Below are 16714 nucleotides of genomic sequence, written 5' to 3'. Positions count from 1 at the left end.
CTTGTCCGTCCGGCGAGTCGGCACGCACTCGGTCGCTCAGGGCCGGCCCGGAGTGATACCACCCTGGAGGCGTTCCAGGTCCGAGGGGCGGACCTGGATGGCCAGGAGGGCGATCACGGCCGCGACGACGGTGAAGATGGCAGCCGCGATGAACGCGGCGGAGACTCCGGAGGTAAGGACCTCGTCGCTGAAGGGCCGTGGAAGCTGGCCGGTGCGCTGGAAGCGCAGCTTCTCCACCGGGGTCGCCTGGGCGAGGAAGCTCGGCACCTGGTCGTCGGCCTCGTTGCGGCTGGCCGTGCCGAACACCGTGACCAGGATGGACAGGCCCAGCGAACCGCCCACCTGCTGGGTCGCGTTGAGCATGCCGGACGCGGCGCCCGTCTCGTGCGTGGCCACCCCGGAGACGGCCATCAGCGTCAGCGACACGAAGTTCAGGCCCATGCCGAAGCCGAAGACCACTATCGGTCCCAGGATGCTGCCCAGATACGTGGAGTTGATATCGGTCAGGGTCAGCCAGGACAGACCCACCGCGCACAGGATCGAACCGGTCACCATGAATGGCTTCGGGCCGTATTTCGGCAGGAGTTGGGAGGCGAAACCCGCGCCCACCGCGACGACCGCGCTCACCGGCAGGAAGGCGAGTCCGGCCTGCAGCGGGCTGAAGCCGAGCACGTTCTGCACGAAGAGCGTGAGGAAGAAGAACATGCCGAAGATCGCGGCAGCAATACTGAGCATGATTCCGTACGTGCCCGCCCGGTTACGGTCGGCGAACATGTGCAGGGGTGTAATCGGCTGCTTGGATCGCCGCTCGATCAGGATGAACGAGGTGAGAAGCACCACCGCGGCGCCGAACGACGCAAGCGTCCACGGATCGCGCCAGCCTTCCTGAGCAGCCCGGATGAAGCCATAGACCAGCGCCACCATGCCGAGGGTCGAAGTGAGCGCACCGGCCAGGTCGAAGTGGCCCGGATGGCGTTCGGACTCCTTGATGTGGCGGGGCGTTGCCAGAGCGATGAGCACGGCGATGGGCACATTGACGAAGAACACCCAGCGCCAGTCGAGCCATTCGACGAGGACGCCGCCCGCCAGCAGACCGATCGCGGCGCCGCCCGCGGAGACGGCCGCGAAAACACCGAACGCCCGGTTGCGTGCCGGGCCTTCGGTGAAGGTGGTGGTGATCAGCGCGAGCGCGGTCGGCGAGGCGATGGCGCCGCCGACGCCCTGCAGGGCGCGCGAGGCCAGCAGCTGACCGGAGTTCTGGGACAGTCCGCCGAGCAGCGAGGCGAGTGCGAAGAGCAGCACTCCGAACATGAAGACCCTGCGTCGGCCGAGGATGTCACCGACACGGCCACCGAGGAGCAACAGGCCGCCGAACGTGAGCGTGTAGGCGTTGACCACCCAGGACAGGTTTGTGGTGGAGAAGTCCAGCGAGCTCTGGATGTGCGGGAGCGCGATGTTCACGATGGTGATGTCGAGGACCACCATCAACTGACAGGAGGCGATGACGAGGAGTGCGATCACATCGCCGCCGCTCATCAACTTCTTCGGGGCGGTGGTCTGCGATGTGGGTACCGGCTGCGGGGTCGTCATGGCGCATCGTGCCCTCACACGAGGGTCTGTAGACGGATTCCGTCCACTAATGAACGGTAAACCAGCGACTGGCCCGCCACCAGTCGATCAAGATCCGCCGCCGGAGGGCTCCGCGACAAAGCCGCGCAGGGCCGTGGTGAGGGCCTCCGGCTGGTCCTCGGCGATGAGTGTGCAGCTGTCCTCGATCTCCAGCAGCCGCCCCTGGGGCAGCAGTTCGGCCAGTCGCCTGCCGTGTTCGCGCGGCATCATCCGGTCCTCCGTCGCCCAGACCACCAGCGCGGGCCGGTCGAACTTCCGCAGCCCCTCGGCCGCCTCCAGGAGTTCGGTCTTGCGTACGCCCGCGTTGTAACGCTTGAAGTCGGCCCTGATCGCCTTGTCGGTGAGCAGCGGACGCAGCCAGTTGTCGACGATCTCGTCCGGTACGGGACGCTTGGTGAGTGCGCCGAGGCCGATGGGCAGCCGGCGCAGTGGCCTCAGCGCGAGGATCCGGGCCATCAGGGCAATGCCGCCGGGCACCTTGCAGACGAGCGAGATCATCTTGCCGGGCGCGCCGGGCGGGTAGTTGTCGAAGGCTTCGCAGGAGATGAGCACCAGTCTCGCCAGGCGCTCGGGGTGGCGGGCCGCGACGGTCTGGGCGCGGCCGCAGTCGCTCTCCACGAGGGTCACATCGCGCAGGTCCAGGCGGTCCAGGAACTCCGCGATCAGCTCGTTGACGGAGTCGGGGCTCAGCGGGACGTCCGGGCGCATGGGGGTACGGTGCGCGCCGTACGGCAGGGTCGGGGCGATACAGCGGTGGTCGCGCCCCAGGTCGGCGACCACCTTGCGCCAGACCGTCGCGTCGTGGACGAGCCCGTGCAGCAGGACCACGACCGGGCCCGGGCCTGCGCTGTCCTCGTACGTGATCGTCCCTGCGCTGAGTTCGATCTCCGGCATGTGCCCCCCTCGGGTCGGGTCATAACGATGTTATGGCCCGGGGTGGTGGGCCGCCATCCTCCGGTCAGGGCAGCACCGCCGTGCCGTCCAGTTCCACCAGGGCCTCCTCGTCCCAGAGCCGGACCACCCCGATCACCGCCATCGCGGGATAGTCGCGGCCCGCCAACCGCCGCCAGATACGGCCCAGTTCAGGGGCGTTGGCGCGGTAGTCGGCGACATCGGTGGCGTAGACCGTGACGCGCGCGAGGTCCTGCGGGGCGCCGCCGGAGGCCGCGAGGGCGGTGAGCAGATTCGCCAGCGCCGTCTCGAACTGCTCGGGCAGCGTCTCCCCCACGACCTTGCCTCCGGCGTCCAGCGCGGTCTGCCCGGCCAGGAATACCAGCCGCGAGCCGGTGGCCGTGACGGCGTGCGAGAAGCCGGTGGGCGGCGAGAGCTCGGCCGGATTGTGGCGGTGCAGGCTCATGCGTCGCTCTCCTCTGCGTACGGAGCGCTCCGGTACGGCTCCTTGGCGGTCATGCGTACAGCTCCTTGGCGATGATCGTGCGCTGGACCTCGGTCGCGCCCTCGTAGATCCGGGGCGCGCGGACCTCCCGGTACAGATGTTCCAGCAGATGGCCGCGCTGGAGCGCCCGGGCGCCGTGCAGCTGGACGGCGGCGTCCACCACGTACTGCGCGGTCTCCGTCGCCAGCAGTTTCGCCATTGCGGACCGTTTCGGCACGTCGGCGGCCCCTTCGTCGTACGCCGCGGCGGCCGCGTAGACCAGCAGCCGCGCGGCCTCGGTACGGGTGGCCATCTCGGCAACCTGGTGGGAGACGGACTGGAGGTCCTTGAGCGGGCCGCCGAAGGCCGTGCGGTGGGCGGTGTGGTCGATGGCCGCGTCCAGGGCCGCCTGGGCCATGCCGACGGCGAAGGCGCCGACGCTGGGCCGGAAGAGGTTCAGGGTGTTCATCGCGACTCGGAAGCCCCGGTCCACGTCGCCGAGGACATCGTCCCTGGTCACGGGCACATCGGCGAAGGTGAGCGCGCCGATGGGGTGCGGTGAGAGCATCTCGAGCGCGGTCCCGGTGAGCCCCGGCCGGTCGGCGGGAACGAGGAACGCGGTCACGCCGCGCGCTCCGGCCCCTTCGGTCGTACGGGCGAAGACGGTGTAGAAGTCGGCCTCGGGCGCGTTGGAGATCCAGCGCTTCTCACCGCTCAGCCGCCAACCCCCTTGATCCGGCTCGGCCTTGAGGGCGAGGGCCGCCGCGTCCGAACCGGCGTCGGGCTCGCTGAGCGCGAAGGCGGCGACGGCACGCCCCACGATCACCTCGGGAAGCCAGCGCTCCTGCTGGGCCGCCGTGCCCGCCTGGACGAGCGGGTAGCTGCCCAGGCCCTGGAGGGCGAGGGCGGTCTCGGCCTCCGTACATCCGTAGGCGAGGGATTCGCGCAGCAGGCACAGCTCCAGCGCCCCGGCTCCGAACAACTGCCCCAGGAGCCCCAGTTCGCCGAGGGCGGCCACGAGCGGGCGATTGACGCGGCCCGGTTCCCCCTTGTCGGCGAGCGGCCGGAGCTGCTCGGCGGCCAGCGTACGCAGCTGCGCACATCGGGCGGTTTGTGCCGGATCGAGCGAGAATACGGGCATTCGTGCCCCCACTTCATGCGGCCGGGGGTCCGGGGATGGGCCCCGGGAAAGCACGGTATCGCGGACTGTTGACTGTCGTCACCTTCACGATACGCTCGATTCGCGACCCCACCACGAGAAGGGGGCGAACCATGGAGCTGTCACCCTCGGCCCACCGCGACACCTTTGCGCGCGACCACCTCCCGCCGGCCGGGCAGTGGCCGGAACTCCTCTTCGAACTGCCCGCGCTGCACTATCCGCAGCGGCTCAACTGCGGGGCCGAGCTGCTGGACCGTACGATCGAGCGCTTCGGCGCCGGCCGGCCCGCCTTCAGGACGGGCGGCGGCGAGGTCTGGACCTACGGTGAGCTGCGCGACCAGGTCGACCGGATGGCGCATGTCCTCACCTCGGACCTGGGGGTCGTCCCGGGAAACCGCGTCCTGCTGCGCGGGCCCACGACGCCCTGGCTCGCGGCCTGCTGGCTGGCGGTGATGAAGACGGGCGCGGTGGCCGTCACCGTGCTGGCCCAGCAGCGCGCCAAGGAGCTGGCCACGGTGTGCGAGATCGCCGCCGTCAGCCACGCCCTGTGCGACATCCGCTCCCTCGACGATCTGGCGAAGGCCGAGGTGCCCGGGCTGCGCATCACGGCGTACGGCGGCGACTCCCCCGACGATCTGCTGCGGCTTGCCGCAGCGGGAGCGCAGGAGCCGTACGAGGCGGTGCAGACCGCGGCCGACGATGTCGCGCTGATCGCCTTCACCTCGGGCACGACCGGCCGCCCCAAGGGCTGTATGCACTTCCACCGCGATGTACTGGCCGTCGCGGACACCTTCTCCGCGCAGGTGCTGCGGCCCGAGCCCGACGACGTCTTCGCGGGCAGCCCGCCGCTCGGCTTCACCTTCGGGCTCGGCGGTCTGGTGATCTTCCCGATGCGCGCGGGGGCGTCGACGCTGCTGCTCGAACAGGCAGGCCCTCACCAGCTGTTGCCCGCGATCGCCACACACCGGGTGTCGGTGCTGTTCACGGCTCCGACGGCGTACCGCGTGATGCTGGACAGCCTCGACGAGCACGACACCAGCTCGCTGCGGCGATGCGTCTCGGCCGGTGAGAATCTGCCCGCGGTCACCTGGCAGGCCTGGCAGGAGCGAACCGGGCTGCGCATCATCAACGGCATCGGCGCGACCGAGCTGCTGCACATCTTCATCTCGGCGGCCGACGACGCGATCAGGCCCGGCACCACCGGGCTGCCCGTTCCGGGGTGGCAGGCGCGTGTCGTGGACCGCTCCGGGGCCCCGGTCGCCGACGGGGAGCCGGGACTGCTCGCCGTGCGCGGCCCGGTCGGCTGCCGCTATCTGAGCGACCCGCGGCAGCTGGAGTATGTGCACGAGGGCTGGAATCTCACCGGTGACACATATGTGCGTGAACCCGATGGCTATTTCCGCTATGTCGCCCGCGCCGACGACATGATCATTTCGGCCGGCTACAACATCGCAGGGCCCGAGGTCGAGGACGCCCTGCTCCAGCATCCGGACGTGGCGGAGGCCGCGGTGATCGGCCGCGAGGACGAACTGCGCGGACAGATCGTGGTGGCGTACGTCGTCCTGCGCGAAGGCGTCCCGACCGGCGAGGAGACCGTAGCCGCGCTCACCGAGGCGGTGAAGCAGCGACTGACCCCGTACAAGTGCCCGCGCGAGATCGTCTTCCTCGACGCGCTTCCGCGCACCCCCACCGGCAAGCTGCAGCGCTTCCGCCTGCGGGCCTTAAAGTGATCACGTGGCCGAGCAGCACACTCCCCGTTCCCTGATCGTCACCCTGTACGGCGCGTACGGACGCGAACGGCCGGGTCCCCTCCCCGTGGCCGAACTCATCCGTCTGCTGGCGGTTCTCGGCGTCGACGCGCCGTCCGTGCGCTCATCGGTCTCCCGGCTCAAACGCCGTGGCCTGCTGGTCCCCGAACGCACCGAGGACGGCGCGGCCGGCTATGCCCTCTCGGACGACGCCCGCCAGCTGCTCGACGACGGCGACCGGCGGATCTACGCCCGCCACTCGCCCCTGCTGTCCGACGGCTGGGTGCTCGCGGTCTTCTCGGTGCCCGAGGCCGAGCGCCACAAGCGCCATCTGCTGCGTTCGCGGCTGGGGCGGCTCGGCTTCGGTTCTGCGGCCCCTGGCGTGTGGATCGCGCCCGCGCGGCTGTACGAGGAGACCCGTCACACCCTGCGCCGGCTCCAACTCGACCCGTACGTCGAGCTGTTCCGCGGCGAGCATCTCGGCTTCGCGGCGACGGCTGAGGCCGTGGCGCGCTGGTGGGACCTGGGCGCGATCGCCAAGGAGCACGAGGAGTTCCTGGATCTGCACGAGCCGAAGCTGCGCGCCTGGGAGGCGCGCGGTGAGCTGCCCCCGATGGAGGCGTACCGCGACTATCTTCCGGCGCTGGACTCCTGGCGGCGGCTGCCCTACATCGACCCGGGGCTGCCGGCCGGGCTGCTGCCGCAGGGCTGGCCCGGGGAACGGTCGGCTGAGGTCTTCGCCCGGCTGCACGCGCTGCTGCGGGACGCGGGAGCGGCGTTCGTGCAACCGTGACCGGCGGGCTCGCGTCGTATCCGGACATGAGCGAGTCCCCGGAGGAGACGGCCGCGACACCGGAGCCGCGCTGGCTGGTGGTCGCCAATGTCGTGCTGTGGCGGCGGTACGGCGACGGCGGCCAGGAGCTGCGTCCCGGTACCAAGGCCTACAAGGGCGGGGCGAAGGTGTACGTCGTGTCCACCTACGCGGGCATGGGACACGAGCAGCTGACCACTGCCGGCCGCGGCCGGCACACCGGCCGCTGGATCACCATCGACACGGCGACGCGGCATCTGCACTCCTTCCGAGCCAAGCTCGTCCACGCCCCTGCCGTGCTGCGCCGGTACGAGGAAGCCGCGTACGGGCCGCCGATGACGCGCGAGCAGGCCGAGAAGCACGCCGCGATGCTGGAGCAGATCGCCACCCGTGACCGGCGTACGTATCACGACGCGCCGCATCCCGATCCCTGCCGCTGCCACGAGTGCCTGAGCACCCTCAGCGCAGAGTGAGCCGGGGCTTGGGAGCGTCCGTGCGGCCGGTGGGGGGCTTGCGGCTGCCCGCCCCGTACTGATCGGGCCAGATCGCCCCCGGTCCCGCGTAGTCCTGCTCGGCCGCCGCGTGAAGGGTCCAGTGGGGATCGTAGAGATGCGGCCTGGCCAGCGCGCAGAGGTCCGCGCGGCCCGCGAGCAGGAGCGAGTTGACGTCGTCCCAGGAGGAGATGGCGCCGACCGCGATGACGGGAATGCCGAGCGTGTTGCGGATCCGGTCGGCGTACGGAGTCTGGTACGAGCGGCCGTACTCGGGCTGTTCGTCGGGCACGACCTGGCCCGTGGAGACGTCGATCGCGTCCACGCCGTGGGCGGCGAAGGCGCGGGCGATCTCGACCGCGTCCTCCGCGGTGGTGCCGCCCGGCGCCCAGTCGGTGGCCGAGATACGGACGGTCATGGGCCGGTCGTCGGGCCAGATGCCGCGCATCGTGTCGAAGACTTCGAGGGGGAAGCGCAGACGGTTCTCCAGGGAACCGCCGTAGGCGTCGGTCCGCCGGTTGGTGAGCGGGGAGAGGAAGCCGGAGAGGAGATAGCCGTGGGCACAGTGCAGTTCGAGCAGGTCGAAGCCGCAGTCGGCCGCACGCCGGGTCGCGGCGGCGAACTGCTCGCGGATCTCGGTGAGTCCGGCGCGGTCGAGGGCGTGCGGGACCTGGTTGACGCCGGGGCGGTAGGGAAGCGGTGAGGCGGCGGTTACGGGCCAGTTCCCCTCGTCGAGCGGCCGGTCCATGCCTTCCCACATGAGCTTGGTGGAGCCCTTGCGTCCGGAGTGGCCCAGCTGGATGCCGATCGCGGTGCCGGGTGCGTGGTGGTGTACGAAATCGGTGACGCGGCGCCAGGCGGAGCCCTGTTCGGGGGTGTAGAGGCCGGTGCAGCCGGGGGTGATGCGGCCCTCGGCGCTGACACAGACCATCTCGGTCATCACCAGGCCCGCGCCGCCGAGGGCCCTCGCGCCCAGGTGGACGAGATGGAAGTCGCCGGGGACGCCGTCCTGGGCGGAGTACATGTCCATGGGCGAGACGATGACGCGGTTGCGGAGGGTCAGTCCGCGCAGCGTGAACGGCGTGAACATCGGTGGTGTGCCGGGCGGGCAGCCGAAGTCGCGCTCGACGGCATCGGTGAACGCCCGGTCGCGCAGCCGCAGATTGTCATGGGTGACGCGACGGCTGCGGGTCAGCAGATTGAACGCGAACTGCCGGGCCGGCTGGTCGAGACAGGTCCCGAGCTCCTCGAACCAGCGGAGGCTCGCGGCGGCCGCGCGCTGCGTCGACTCCACGACGGGGCGGCGCTCGGTCTCGTACGCGGCCAGAGCTGCGGGCAGATCGGGCTGCTCCTCGACGCAGGCGGCGAGCGCGAGGGCGTCCTCGACGGCGAGCTTGGTGCCGGAGCCGATGGAGAAGTGAGCGGTGTGGGCTGCGTCGCCGATCAGCACCGTATTGCCGTGGGACCAGTGGTCGTTGACGACAGTACGGAACGCGATCCAGGCGGAGTTGTTGCCCCGCAGCGTGCGGCCGTCGAGGGCGTCGGCGAAGATCTTGGCGCACCGGTCGATGGACTCCTGCTCGTCGCAGCCGTCGAGGCCGGCGGCCTGCCAGACCTCCTCGCGCATCTCGACGATGACGGTGCTGGCGTCAGGGGCGAACGGGTAGCCGTGCAGCTGCATCGGGCCGTACTGGGTCTCGGCGATCTCGAAACGGAACGCGTCGAAGGCGAAGTCGGCGGCGAGCCATATGTACCGGCAGCGGTGGGTCGTGATGTGCGGCCCGAACGCGTCGGAGTGCGCCTCGCGGGTGGGGCTGTGCACGCCGTCCGCGGCGATGACCAGGTCGTGGGTGGCGGCGAGTTCGGCGGCGGGCGGGGCGGGGGTGCGGAAGCGGAGCCGTACGCCGAGATCGGCGCAGCGGGCGTGGAGGATCTGCAGAAGGCGGCGGCGGCCGAGGGCGGCGAAGCCGTGGCCGCCGGAGGTGAGGGTGCGGCCGCGGTGGACGATGTCGATGTCGTCCCAGCGGACGAACTCGTCCTGGAGCGCGCGGTAGATGGCGGGGTCGGCGTGCTCGATCCCGCCGAGGGTCTCGTCGGAGAGGACGACGCCGAAGCCGAACGTGTCGTCGGGGGTGCCGCGCTCCCAGACGGTGATCTCACGGTCGCAGTCGAGGCGCTTGAGGAGGGCGGCGGCGTAGAGGCCGCCGGGGCCGCCGCCGATGACGGCGACGCGGAGGGGGCGCCGAGGGGCCGTGGACGGCCCGGCCTCGGGCGCGGTGCAGGTGGACTGCCCCGCCTCGGGCGTGGTGGCGGGGGCCCGGACCTCCTGCTCGGCCGGGGAGCGGGGGGTTCGGGCCGACTGCGGTGCGGGGGGTTGAAGGATCGCGGCGCCTGCGGCGAACTTTTCCCCACCCCGCCCCTTCCCGGCTGTGACATTTGCGGCTCCGCCGCGTGGGGGCTTCGCCCCAGACCCCGGACGGGCTGAAAACTCCGCCGGCGCGGGGGGCCGGGGGCGGAGCCCATGGGGCGGGCGTGGCATCGTCAGCGCCCCCGCCACTTCGGTGCGCGCTTTTCCGTGAACGCCGCGTGGAACTCCGCGTAGTCCTCGCCGTTCATCAGCAGTGCCTGCGTCGCCGCATCCAGTTCCACCGACGCCGCGAGCGGCATGTCGAGCTCCGCGGTGAGCAGTGCCTTGGTCTGGGCGTAGGCCAGGGCGGGGCCGTCCGCGAGGTGGCGGGCCAGTTCGGCCGACCGCGCGTGCGCCTGGCCCTCTTCCGTCAACTCGCTGATCAGGCCGATCCGTTCGGCCTCGGGCGCGCGGACCGGTTCGCCGAGCATCAGCAGGCGCGTGGCGTGGCCGAGGCCGACGACCCTCGGGAGCAGATACGCCGCCCCCATGTCGCCGCCCGACAGACCCACCTTGGTGAAGAGGAAGGCGAAACGGGCGGAGGGGTCCGCGACTCGGAAGTCCGCGGCCAGTGCGAGAACCGCCCCCGCGCCCGCCGCGACGCCGTGGAGCGCCGCGATGACCGGGAAGGGGCACTCGCGCAGCGCCCGCACGACCTGACCCGTCATCCGGTTGAAGTCGAGGAGCTGCGCGGTGTCCATGGAGAGCGTCGCGCCGATGATCTCGTCGACGTCCCCGCCGGAGCAGAACCCGCGCCCCTCGCCGCCGAGCACCAGCGCCCGTACGGACCGCTCGCGTGACAGCTCTGCCAGCAGATCGCGCAGATCGGCGTAGGCGCCGAAGGTGAGGGCGTTGAGCTTCTCGGGGCGGGCAAGGGTGACGGTCGCGACGCCGTCGTCGGTCGTGAGCCGCAGATGGCGCCAGCGCTCGGTGCGCTGCGCGGAGCCGGAAAAGGGGCTCATGGAGTGTGGCCTCCTTCAGCGGGCGGTCTGCTGCTGCCTGCCCTCCGAAGCTATCACTCTTACGTGACCGCCGTCACGAGTGCGCGATACGCAGCTTTGTAGCCGGCTTGTACCGAGACAAAGGTCCCGTATCAGCTGTGGCACAGGTCCTGTGCAAGACGGGCCGGGGCCCCTTGTTTGCCCCCCTGGCCTTCGTAAGGTTGAAAGCACGACCTCACACACCTCGAACGGAACCCCCTCCTTGCTCGAAGCCACCGGCCCCGCCTCATGGCGCATCGCCCTGCCGCACACCGCGGCCGCCGTACCGATCGCGCGTGCCCTGATCCGTACGGCACTGGCGGACATCGAGGTGTCGGCGGACAGCGACACGGCCGAGCTGCTCACGGCGGAGCTCGTCGCCAACGCGGTGGAGCACACGCAGGGCGGGACGCCGATCGAGCTGGTGGTGGAACTGCTGCCGACGGGCTGCCAGGTGGAGGTCCATGACGGGGACCCGGACCCGCCGGGTGAGCTGTCCCGGCGCGGACCCGGCCGCGAGCCCGACCCCTGGCAGGAGCACGGCCGGGGACTGCTGTTGATACGCGCACTTAGCTCGGCCTGCGGGCACCGCCCCACCGCCGGGGGCAAGGCGGTCTGGTTCACCCTCCCGTCGCGGAGCTGACCGGCACGAGGAGCCGACCTGCCCCGATCAGCCGAGTGTGGCCACCATGATCGCCTTGATCGTGTGCATCCGGTTCTCGGCCTCGTCGAAGACGACGGAGTGCTCCGACTCGAAGACCTCGTCGCTGACTTCGAGCTCGGTCAGGCCGTGCCTCTCGTGGATCTCGCGGCCGATCCGGGTTCCCAGGTCATGGAAGGCGGGGAGGCAGTGCAGGAACTTCACGTCCGCGTTGCCTGTGGCGCGCAGCACGTCCATGGTCACGGCGTACGGGCCGAGCAGCGCTATCCGCTCGTCCCACACCTCCTTCGGCTCCCCCATCGAGACCCATACGTCGGTGGCGACGAAGTCCACCCCGCGCACACCGTCGGCGACGTCCTCGGTGAGCGTGACGGTGCCACCGGACACCTTGGCCAGCCCGCGCGCCAGCTCCACGATCGTGTCGTCGGGCCACAGCAGCCGGGGCGCGACGATCCGCACGTCCATGCCGAGCAGGGCGCCCGTGACGAGGTAGGAGTTGCCCATGTTGTAGCGGGCGTCACCGAGATAGGCGTACGCGACCTGATCCAGCGGCTTGTCGGTGTGCTCGGTCATCGTCAGCACGTCGGCGAGCATCTGGGTGGGGTGCCACTCGTCGGTGAGCCCGTTGTAGACGGGGACCCCGGCATGCACGGCGAGCTCCTCCACGACGCCCTGGCCGTGCCCGCGGTACTCGATGGCGTCGTACATCCGGCCGAGCACGCGCGCGGTGTCCTTCACCGACTCCTTGTGCGCGATCTGCGAGCCGACCGGGTCGAGGTAGGTCGTCGCGGCACCCTGGTCGGCAGCCGCGACCTCGAAGGCGCAGCGGGTGCGGGTGGAGGTCTTCTCGAAGATCAGCGCGATGTTCTTGCCGCGCAGCCGCTGGACCTCGACGCCCGCCCGCTTGGCGGCCTTGAGCTCGGCGGCCAGATCGATCAGGCTGCGAAACTCCTCGGCGGTGAAGTCCAGCTCCTTGAGGAAGTGGCGGCCTTCGAGATGTATCGCCATGGTGGCTGCTGCTCCTGGGTCGCGGATGCGGTGACCGTGGAAGTATATACGCAGATCTGCATTGCTATACAGCGACCCATACTTAGACGGCGTCGCGTTCGAAGGGACAGCTCATACAACGAGGGCCTCCCCGGCCCCGGCCCAGTTCGCTGCCGGGGATCTCGATCACCTCGATGCCCTGCTTGCGCAAATGGGTGTTTGTCGTGACATTGCGCTCATACGCCACGACGACACCCGGCTCGACGGCGAGAACATTGCACCCGTCGTCCCACTGCTCCCGCTCCGCCGCGTGCACGTCCTGCGTCGCCGTGAGCACCCGGATCTCCTTCAGGCCGAGCGCGGCGGCGATGGCGCTGTGCATGTGCTCCGGCGGATGGTCGGTGACCTTGAGCGCCTGGCCGCCGTCGGCCGGCTCGATGGTGTACGAGCGGAGCGTGCCGAGCCCCGCGTACTGGGTGAAGATGTCGCCGTCGACCATCGTCATCACGGTGTCGAGATGCATGAGGGCCCGCCGCTTGGGCATGTCGAGCGCCACGATGGTGCGGGCGGAACCGGCGGCGAACATCCCGCGCGCCAGCATCTCCACCGCCTGCGGTGTGGTGCGCTCGCTCATGCCGATCAGCACCGCGCCGTTGCCGATGACCAGCACGTCACCGCCCTCGATGGTCGAGGGATAGTCGTCCTGCCCCTCCGACCAGTGGTGGAACTCCCCCGCCTCCGGACCGGTGAAGAGCGGATGGTGCTTGTAGATCGCCTCGAAGTGGACGGTCTCGCGCTGCCGGGCCGGCCAGCGCATGGCGTTGATGGAGACGCCGTCGTAGATCCAGGCCGAGGTGTCGCGGGTGAACAGGTGGTTGGGCAGCGGGCCGAGGAGAAAGTCGTCCAGGTCCATCACATGGAAGCGGACGGACGTCGGCTCGGAATGACCGGCGAGGAACTCCCGCTTGGTCATTCCGCCGACCAGCGCCTCGACCAGATCGGCCGTGGGCAGCCCGTCGAAGGCCGCGCGGAGGTGATCCGTGGCGAGCGGACCGTACTCCTTCTCGTTGAAGACCCGGTCCAGGACGAGCTTTCTGGCCTCCGGGATCTCCAGCGACTCGCGCAGCAGATCACCGAAGAGGTGCACCTCCACCCCGCGGTCGCGCAGCACGTCCGCGAACCCGTCGTGCTCCTGCCGGGCACGGCGCACCCACAGGACATCGTCGAAGAGCAGAGCGTCCCTGTTGCTGGGCGTGAGGCGCTTCAGTTCCAGATCTGGCCGGTGCAGTATGACCTGGCGCAGCCGCCCGGTCTCGGAGTCGACGTGGAATCCCATGACCCCATCCTCACCCGCACTGAGCACCCTTCACCCGGCGAATGGCCACTCATCCGGTGAATCTTGACGGTCGGCAGGCGATCACACCACGTTCCACAGCATCACGATCAGAGCCACGGCCACCACGAGCACACCGGCGAGGGCGACGACGATCATGCGGCCGTCCTGGGCCCCGGAGTGGTCGGGGTCGCGCGGGGCCGCTGCCGACGGCGGGGGGTGGTCCGGCGCAGGACGGTCCGGGAGGCCGTGCGAGACCGCCCGTGCGTCGGGGGCGGTTGCACCCGGCTCGTGCCTTCCGTACGCCGCCTTGAGCAGTGAGAGCCATACCGTTTCGGGCAGTCCGGGCCGCTCGCCCGACACGATCTGCCAGACCGCGGCACGGCCGGCGCGGTGCGGGCCGGTGCTCAGCCGGGGCAGCAGCTCGCCCAGCCGGGTGTTCGGTACCGGGTCGTTCAGCAGGGGGCGGACCGCCCAGCGGTACAGCGATGCGGCGTTGGCGGCCCGGATCTCGTCGCTGGGACCGCCGATGCCGAGGCCGTGCCCCTCGGTCAGGAAGAGATCCAGGTCGAGGAGGGTGTCGCACAGGTGACGCCGCTGACGATGCCGCCAGTTCGGCCACCGGCGGGCGATCTCCGCCATCAGGAGGGTCAGTGCCTCGTAGTGGATGCCCGTCCGCAGCGCGTCGAGCAGGTCCTCGTCACCGGCGCCCTGCAGCACGGTCCTGGCCTGGCTCGCGGGCCCGACGTAGCGATCGGGGAAGGCGGAAAGGACGGCATGGAGGTGGTGCCGGTCCACGGTGGGGCGCTCGCCGCGCCTGGCGATGCGGCGCGAGCTCCCTTGCGGGACGGGCCACTCCGGCCGGACGACCCGGACATCGGGCTCGGCCGCCGCGCCCGCGGGCGGGTGCGAGACCGAGTGCGCAGGCGGCTGCGCGTGGATGCGCGGCGGTTGTGCCGGGGGCCGTTGGTGCGTCGTCTGCTCACGCTGGGAGTACGGGTCGGGCCCGGCATCCGTCTCGCCGTCGGTGTACGGCTCACGAGCCGACGGCACGGGGGCCTCCCACGGCGGCGGACGGTGTTCCTCCGCCCTGCGGGCGCGGGCGCGTTCTGCGCTCTCCAGAGCGGACAGCGCGCGTTCCACCGTGTCCAGCAGGGTCTCTCGTCCGCCCCCGTTCCCCGCCCGTCGTGCGGCAGCCTGCCGCAGCTCCCTGTCCACCTCGAACTCCCGCCCGTCCCGCTGCGCCCGCAGATGGTGCCGGACCAGCTCGGCCGCGAGCTGCTCGGCGCGGTCCCGGCAGCGCTCGCGCGGATCCGTGCGCAGGCGCTGGGTGTCCTGAGCCGCGGCGCCCGGCCAGCTCCGTACGAACACGATGCGCAGCAGCCCGGTTTCGGCGGTGTCGTGCGTGGCGAACGTCCAGCCCCGCTGCACCAGTCCGCCGAAGATGCCCGCCATTCCCCACAGCACCCGGCAGGCGCTGTCGCCGCCCTGCCGGTCGAGCACCGTGAAGCACTGACTGGGATGGCGCAGATACTCCGCGACCACGCCGGTCAGTTCCTCCTCCGCCTCCGCCAGGCTCCCGGACAGCCGTCGCTGCCCCTCCATGGCGGAGCGCAGCAGTTCGGCCGCCCGCACCTGGCCGAGCGGTCCGCGGACTTCGTCCAGCGGCAGGTCGCTGCCCTCGAAGTGCCAGTCGTACAGCCCCAGAGAGGTCTCGGGGTCGAGTATCTGGGACGACCCCAGCAGCGCATGGCAGATGGTGCTCGTGCGGCCGCTCTCGTCGCGCCAGGGAGTGCGGTGCAGCAGCAGCGCACTGTTCTCACGCTCCAGGCGGACCAGCGCGGGCACCGTGTCCTCGCCGGTTGCCCGCAGCAGCGCGGCCGTGCCGCGGAAGACGGCGTCCGCCTGCTCGGAGCCGCAGGACCAGGCCACCGGGCCGAATCCGGTGGTGCCCGAAGCGTTGTCCGCGTCCCAGCGGAAGACGATCTGGTCCACCGACTCCTCTTGCCGGACCATCAGACGCCCACCTCTCTCGGCTCCGCTCCCGGCAGGAGCCCGCACATCGCGAAGATCGACAGCAGGGGTGCCAGCACCCGGCGTGGCCTGACACCGTGGGGAAACTCGTCGCCCCGCGCCTGTCCCCCGGTCGCCGCCACGAAGTGCAGCGTGCAGTGGGCGCAGTCGTCGAACGGCTTGAGCCAGGCGGAGCTGGCGTGATGCGACACGTAGGCGTAGGCGTCACGGCTCTCGGCCCGCACCGCGTCCGCGTCGAAGTACGGCGGCAGGGCGCGGCCCAGCCAGCGGTCCACGGACGGGTCGAAGCGCACCAGATCGCTCTTGTTCACTGCGACCGCCGCCGGCGCATCGATATGGTCCCGCGCCACGGTATCCGGTTGAGGACGGCCGTGAACGCCAATGCCTTGGCGACCGCCTCCCGGGTCGCTCCTATGGCGGCGGCCAAGTCGTGCTGGGGCAAGGGGAGTTCGAGCACGGTGCCTTCGCCGGAGCGGCGGCCCGCCCGCTCGGCGAGCTCCAGGAGGCGGGCGGCCAGCCGCTGCAGCACGGTCCCGGAGGCAAGGGAGCGACGCTCGAGGTCAGCGCTGCGCAGCCTGGTGCTGAGCTGACGCATGATCAGCGATGTGGCGTGCGGCCGGGCGGCGAGGAAGCCCCGGAAGCGGACGCCTGACACAGCCACCGCCTCCACCCGGCCGAGCGCGGTGACGGTGGCGCTGCGCGGTCCCTGGTCGACGGCGGCCTGATCACCCACGACCTCGCCCGCGCCGCGCAGCGCGAGTATGAGCCGGGCGCTGCGCTCCGTCTCGACCGAAACGACGGCCCATCCGGAGAGCAGCGCCAGCACATAGGTCGTGGTGTCCCTTTCGCGGATCATCACGTCGCCGGGTTCGTACGCCCGGGGCGCGCCTTCGGCGAGCAGCGCCCGGCGGTCCTGGGGGCTGAGGGCGTCGAGGAACGAACGGTCCTGGCCGAACAGACTCATCGCTCCCCCACAACGATCCATCAGGCCCTTTCCGGGGGACCACGGCTTCTGTCGGTGTGTGCTTCCTCCCACGTCAAGTGGCGTTCTCAGCCCCAGAGTTGATGCCACGTCACGCCGCAGGGTGAAAAACGCTAG

General features: G+C 70.7%; 15 protein-coding genes. 4 read left to right on the top strand and 11 right to left on the bottom strand.

Annotated features, from left to right (window positions below; genetic code table 11):
- Positions 1–36: 36 nt before the first annotated feature.
- The 4 genes from ABZS64_RS07595 to ABZS64_RS07580 all read right to left on the bottom strand — a co-directional run bounded on the left by ABZS64_RS07595 (position 37) and on the right by ABZS64_RS07580 (position 4145).
- Positions 37–1536 (bottom strand): MFS transporter, encoded by a 1500-nt coding sequence (locus tag ABZS64_RS07595; RefSeq protein ID WP_355824726.1) that lies wholly within the window; start codon positions 1534–1536, stop codon positions 37–39.
- Between the two features lie 141 nt (positions 1537–1677).
- A complete protein-coding gene (locus ABZS64_RS07590; RefSeq protein ID WP_355824513.1) occupies positions 1678–2523 on the bottom strand; it encodes an alpha/beta hydrolase in 846 nt (281 codons plus the stop codon).
- Positions 2524–2587: 64 nt separating this feature from the next.
- Positions 2588–2986 (bottom strand): RidA family protein, encoded by a 399-nt coding sequence (locus ABZS64_RS07585; protein ID WP_355824510.1) that lies wholly within the window; start codon positions 2984–2986, stop codon positions 2588–2590.
- 49 nt (positions 2987–3035) lie between these two features.
- Positions 3036–4145: an acyl-CoA dehydrogenase gene (locus tag ABZS64_RS07580; protein WP_355824507.1), complete on the bottom strand. Its 1110-nt coding sequence runs from the start codon at positions 4143–4145 to the stop codon at positions 3036–3038.
- Between the two features lie 131 nt (positions 4146–4276).
- Here ABZS64_RS07580 and ABZS64_RS07575 point away from each other — a divergent pair, with 131 nt between their 5' ends.
- Genes ABZS64_RS07575 through ABZS64_RS07565 form a run of 3 tightly spaced genes read left to right on the top strand, consistent with a single transcriptional unit; the run spans position 4277 to position 7195 of the window.
- Entirely contained in the window at positions 4277–5893 is a 1617-nt protein-coding gene (locus ABZS64_RS07575; RefSeq protein ID WP_355824505.1) for an AMP-binding protein, read from the top strand.
- A gap of 4 nt (positions 5894–5897) precedes the next feature.
- Positions 5898–6704 (top strand): PaaX family transcriptional regulator C-terminal domain-containing protein, encoded by an 807-nt coding sequence (locus ABZS64_RS07570; RefSeq protein ID WP_355824502.1) that lies wholly within the window; start codon positions 5898–5900, stop codon positions 6702–6704.
- Positions 6705–6730: 26 nt separating this feature from the next.
- Entirely contained in the window at positions 6731–7195 is a 465-nt protein-coding gene (locus ABZS64_RS07565) for a hypothetical protein (RefSeq protein ID WP_355824499.1), read from the top strand.
- Here the strand turns inward: ABZS64_RS07565 and ABZS64_RS07560 are convergent.
- On the bottom strand, positions 7182–9752 hold the full coding sequence (locus ABZS64_RS07560) for a bifunctional salicylyl-CoA 5-hydroxylase/oxidoreductase (protein ID WP_355824496.1): 2571 nt from the start codon (positions 9750–9752) through the stop codon (positions 7182–7184). The genes ABZS64_RS07565 and ABZS64_RS07560 overlap by 14 nt on opposite strands.
- Before the next feature lie 2 nt (positions 9753–9754).
- The gene (locus ABZS64_RS07555) at positions 9755–10582 is read right to left on the bottom strand and encodes an enoyl-CoA hydratase family protein (protein WP_355824493.1); all 828 of its coding nucleotides are present in this window, start codon (positions 10580–10582) and stop codon (positions 9755–9757) included.
- Positions 10583–10823: 241 nt separating this feature from the next.
- On the opposite strand from ABZS64_RS07555, the gene ABZS64_RS07550 reads away from it, so the two are divergent.
- Complete coding sequence (locus tag ABZS64_RS07550) at positions 10824–11243, top strand: ATP-binding protein (RefSeq protein ID WP_355824490.1); 420 nt, start codon at positions 10824–10826, stop codon at positions 11241–11243.
- A gap of 27 nt (positions 11244–11270) precedes the next feature.
- Here the strand turns inward: ABZS64_RS07550 and argF are convergent, their stop codons facing one another.
- The 5 genes from argF to ABZS64_RS07525 form a co-directional block, all read right to left on the bottom strand.
- Complete coding sequence (argF, locus tag ABZS64_RS07545; RefSeq protein WP_355824487.1) at positions 11271–12269, bottom strand: ornithine carbamoyltransferase; 999 nt, start codon at positions 12267–12269, stop codon at positions 11271–11273.
- A gap of 82 nt (positions 12270–12351) precedes the next feature.
- On the bottom strand, positions 12352–13584 hold the full coding sequence (locus ABZS64_RS07540) for an arginine deiminase (RefSeq protein ID WP_355824484.1): 1233 nt from the start codon (positions 13582–13584) through the stop codon (positions 12352–12354).
- Between the two features lie 81 nt (positions 13585–13665).
- Entirely contained in the window at positions 13666–15597 is a 1932-nt protein-coding gene (locus ABZS64_RS07535) for a hypothetical protein (RefSeq protein WP_355824481.1), read from the bottom strand.
- Entirely contained in the window at positions 15597–15926 is a 330-nt protein-coding gene (locus ABZS64_RS07530; RefSeq protein ID WP_355824478.1) for a hypothetical protein, read from the bottom strand. Before ABZS64_RS07530 ends, ABZS64_RS07535 begins: the two co-directional genes overlap by 1 nt.
- Positions 15923–16579, bottom strand: coding sequence for a Crp/Fnr family transcriptional regulator (locus ABZS64_RS07525; protein ID WP_355824475.1), 657 nt, complete (start codon positions 16577–16579; stop codon positions 15923–15925). Before ABZS64_RS07525 ends, ABZS64_RS07530 begins: the two co-directional genes overlap by 4 nt.
- Positions 16580–16714: the final 135 nt, after the last annotated feature.

The organism is Streptomyces sp. NPDC005408, assembly GCF_040606445.1.
GTDB lineage: Bacteria > Actinomycetota > Actinomycetes > Streptomycetales > Streptomycetaceae > Streptomyces.
This window is presented reverse-complemented; position numbering and strand designations above follow the sequence as displayed.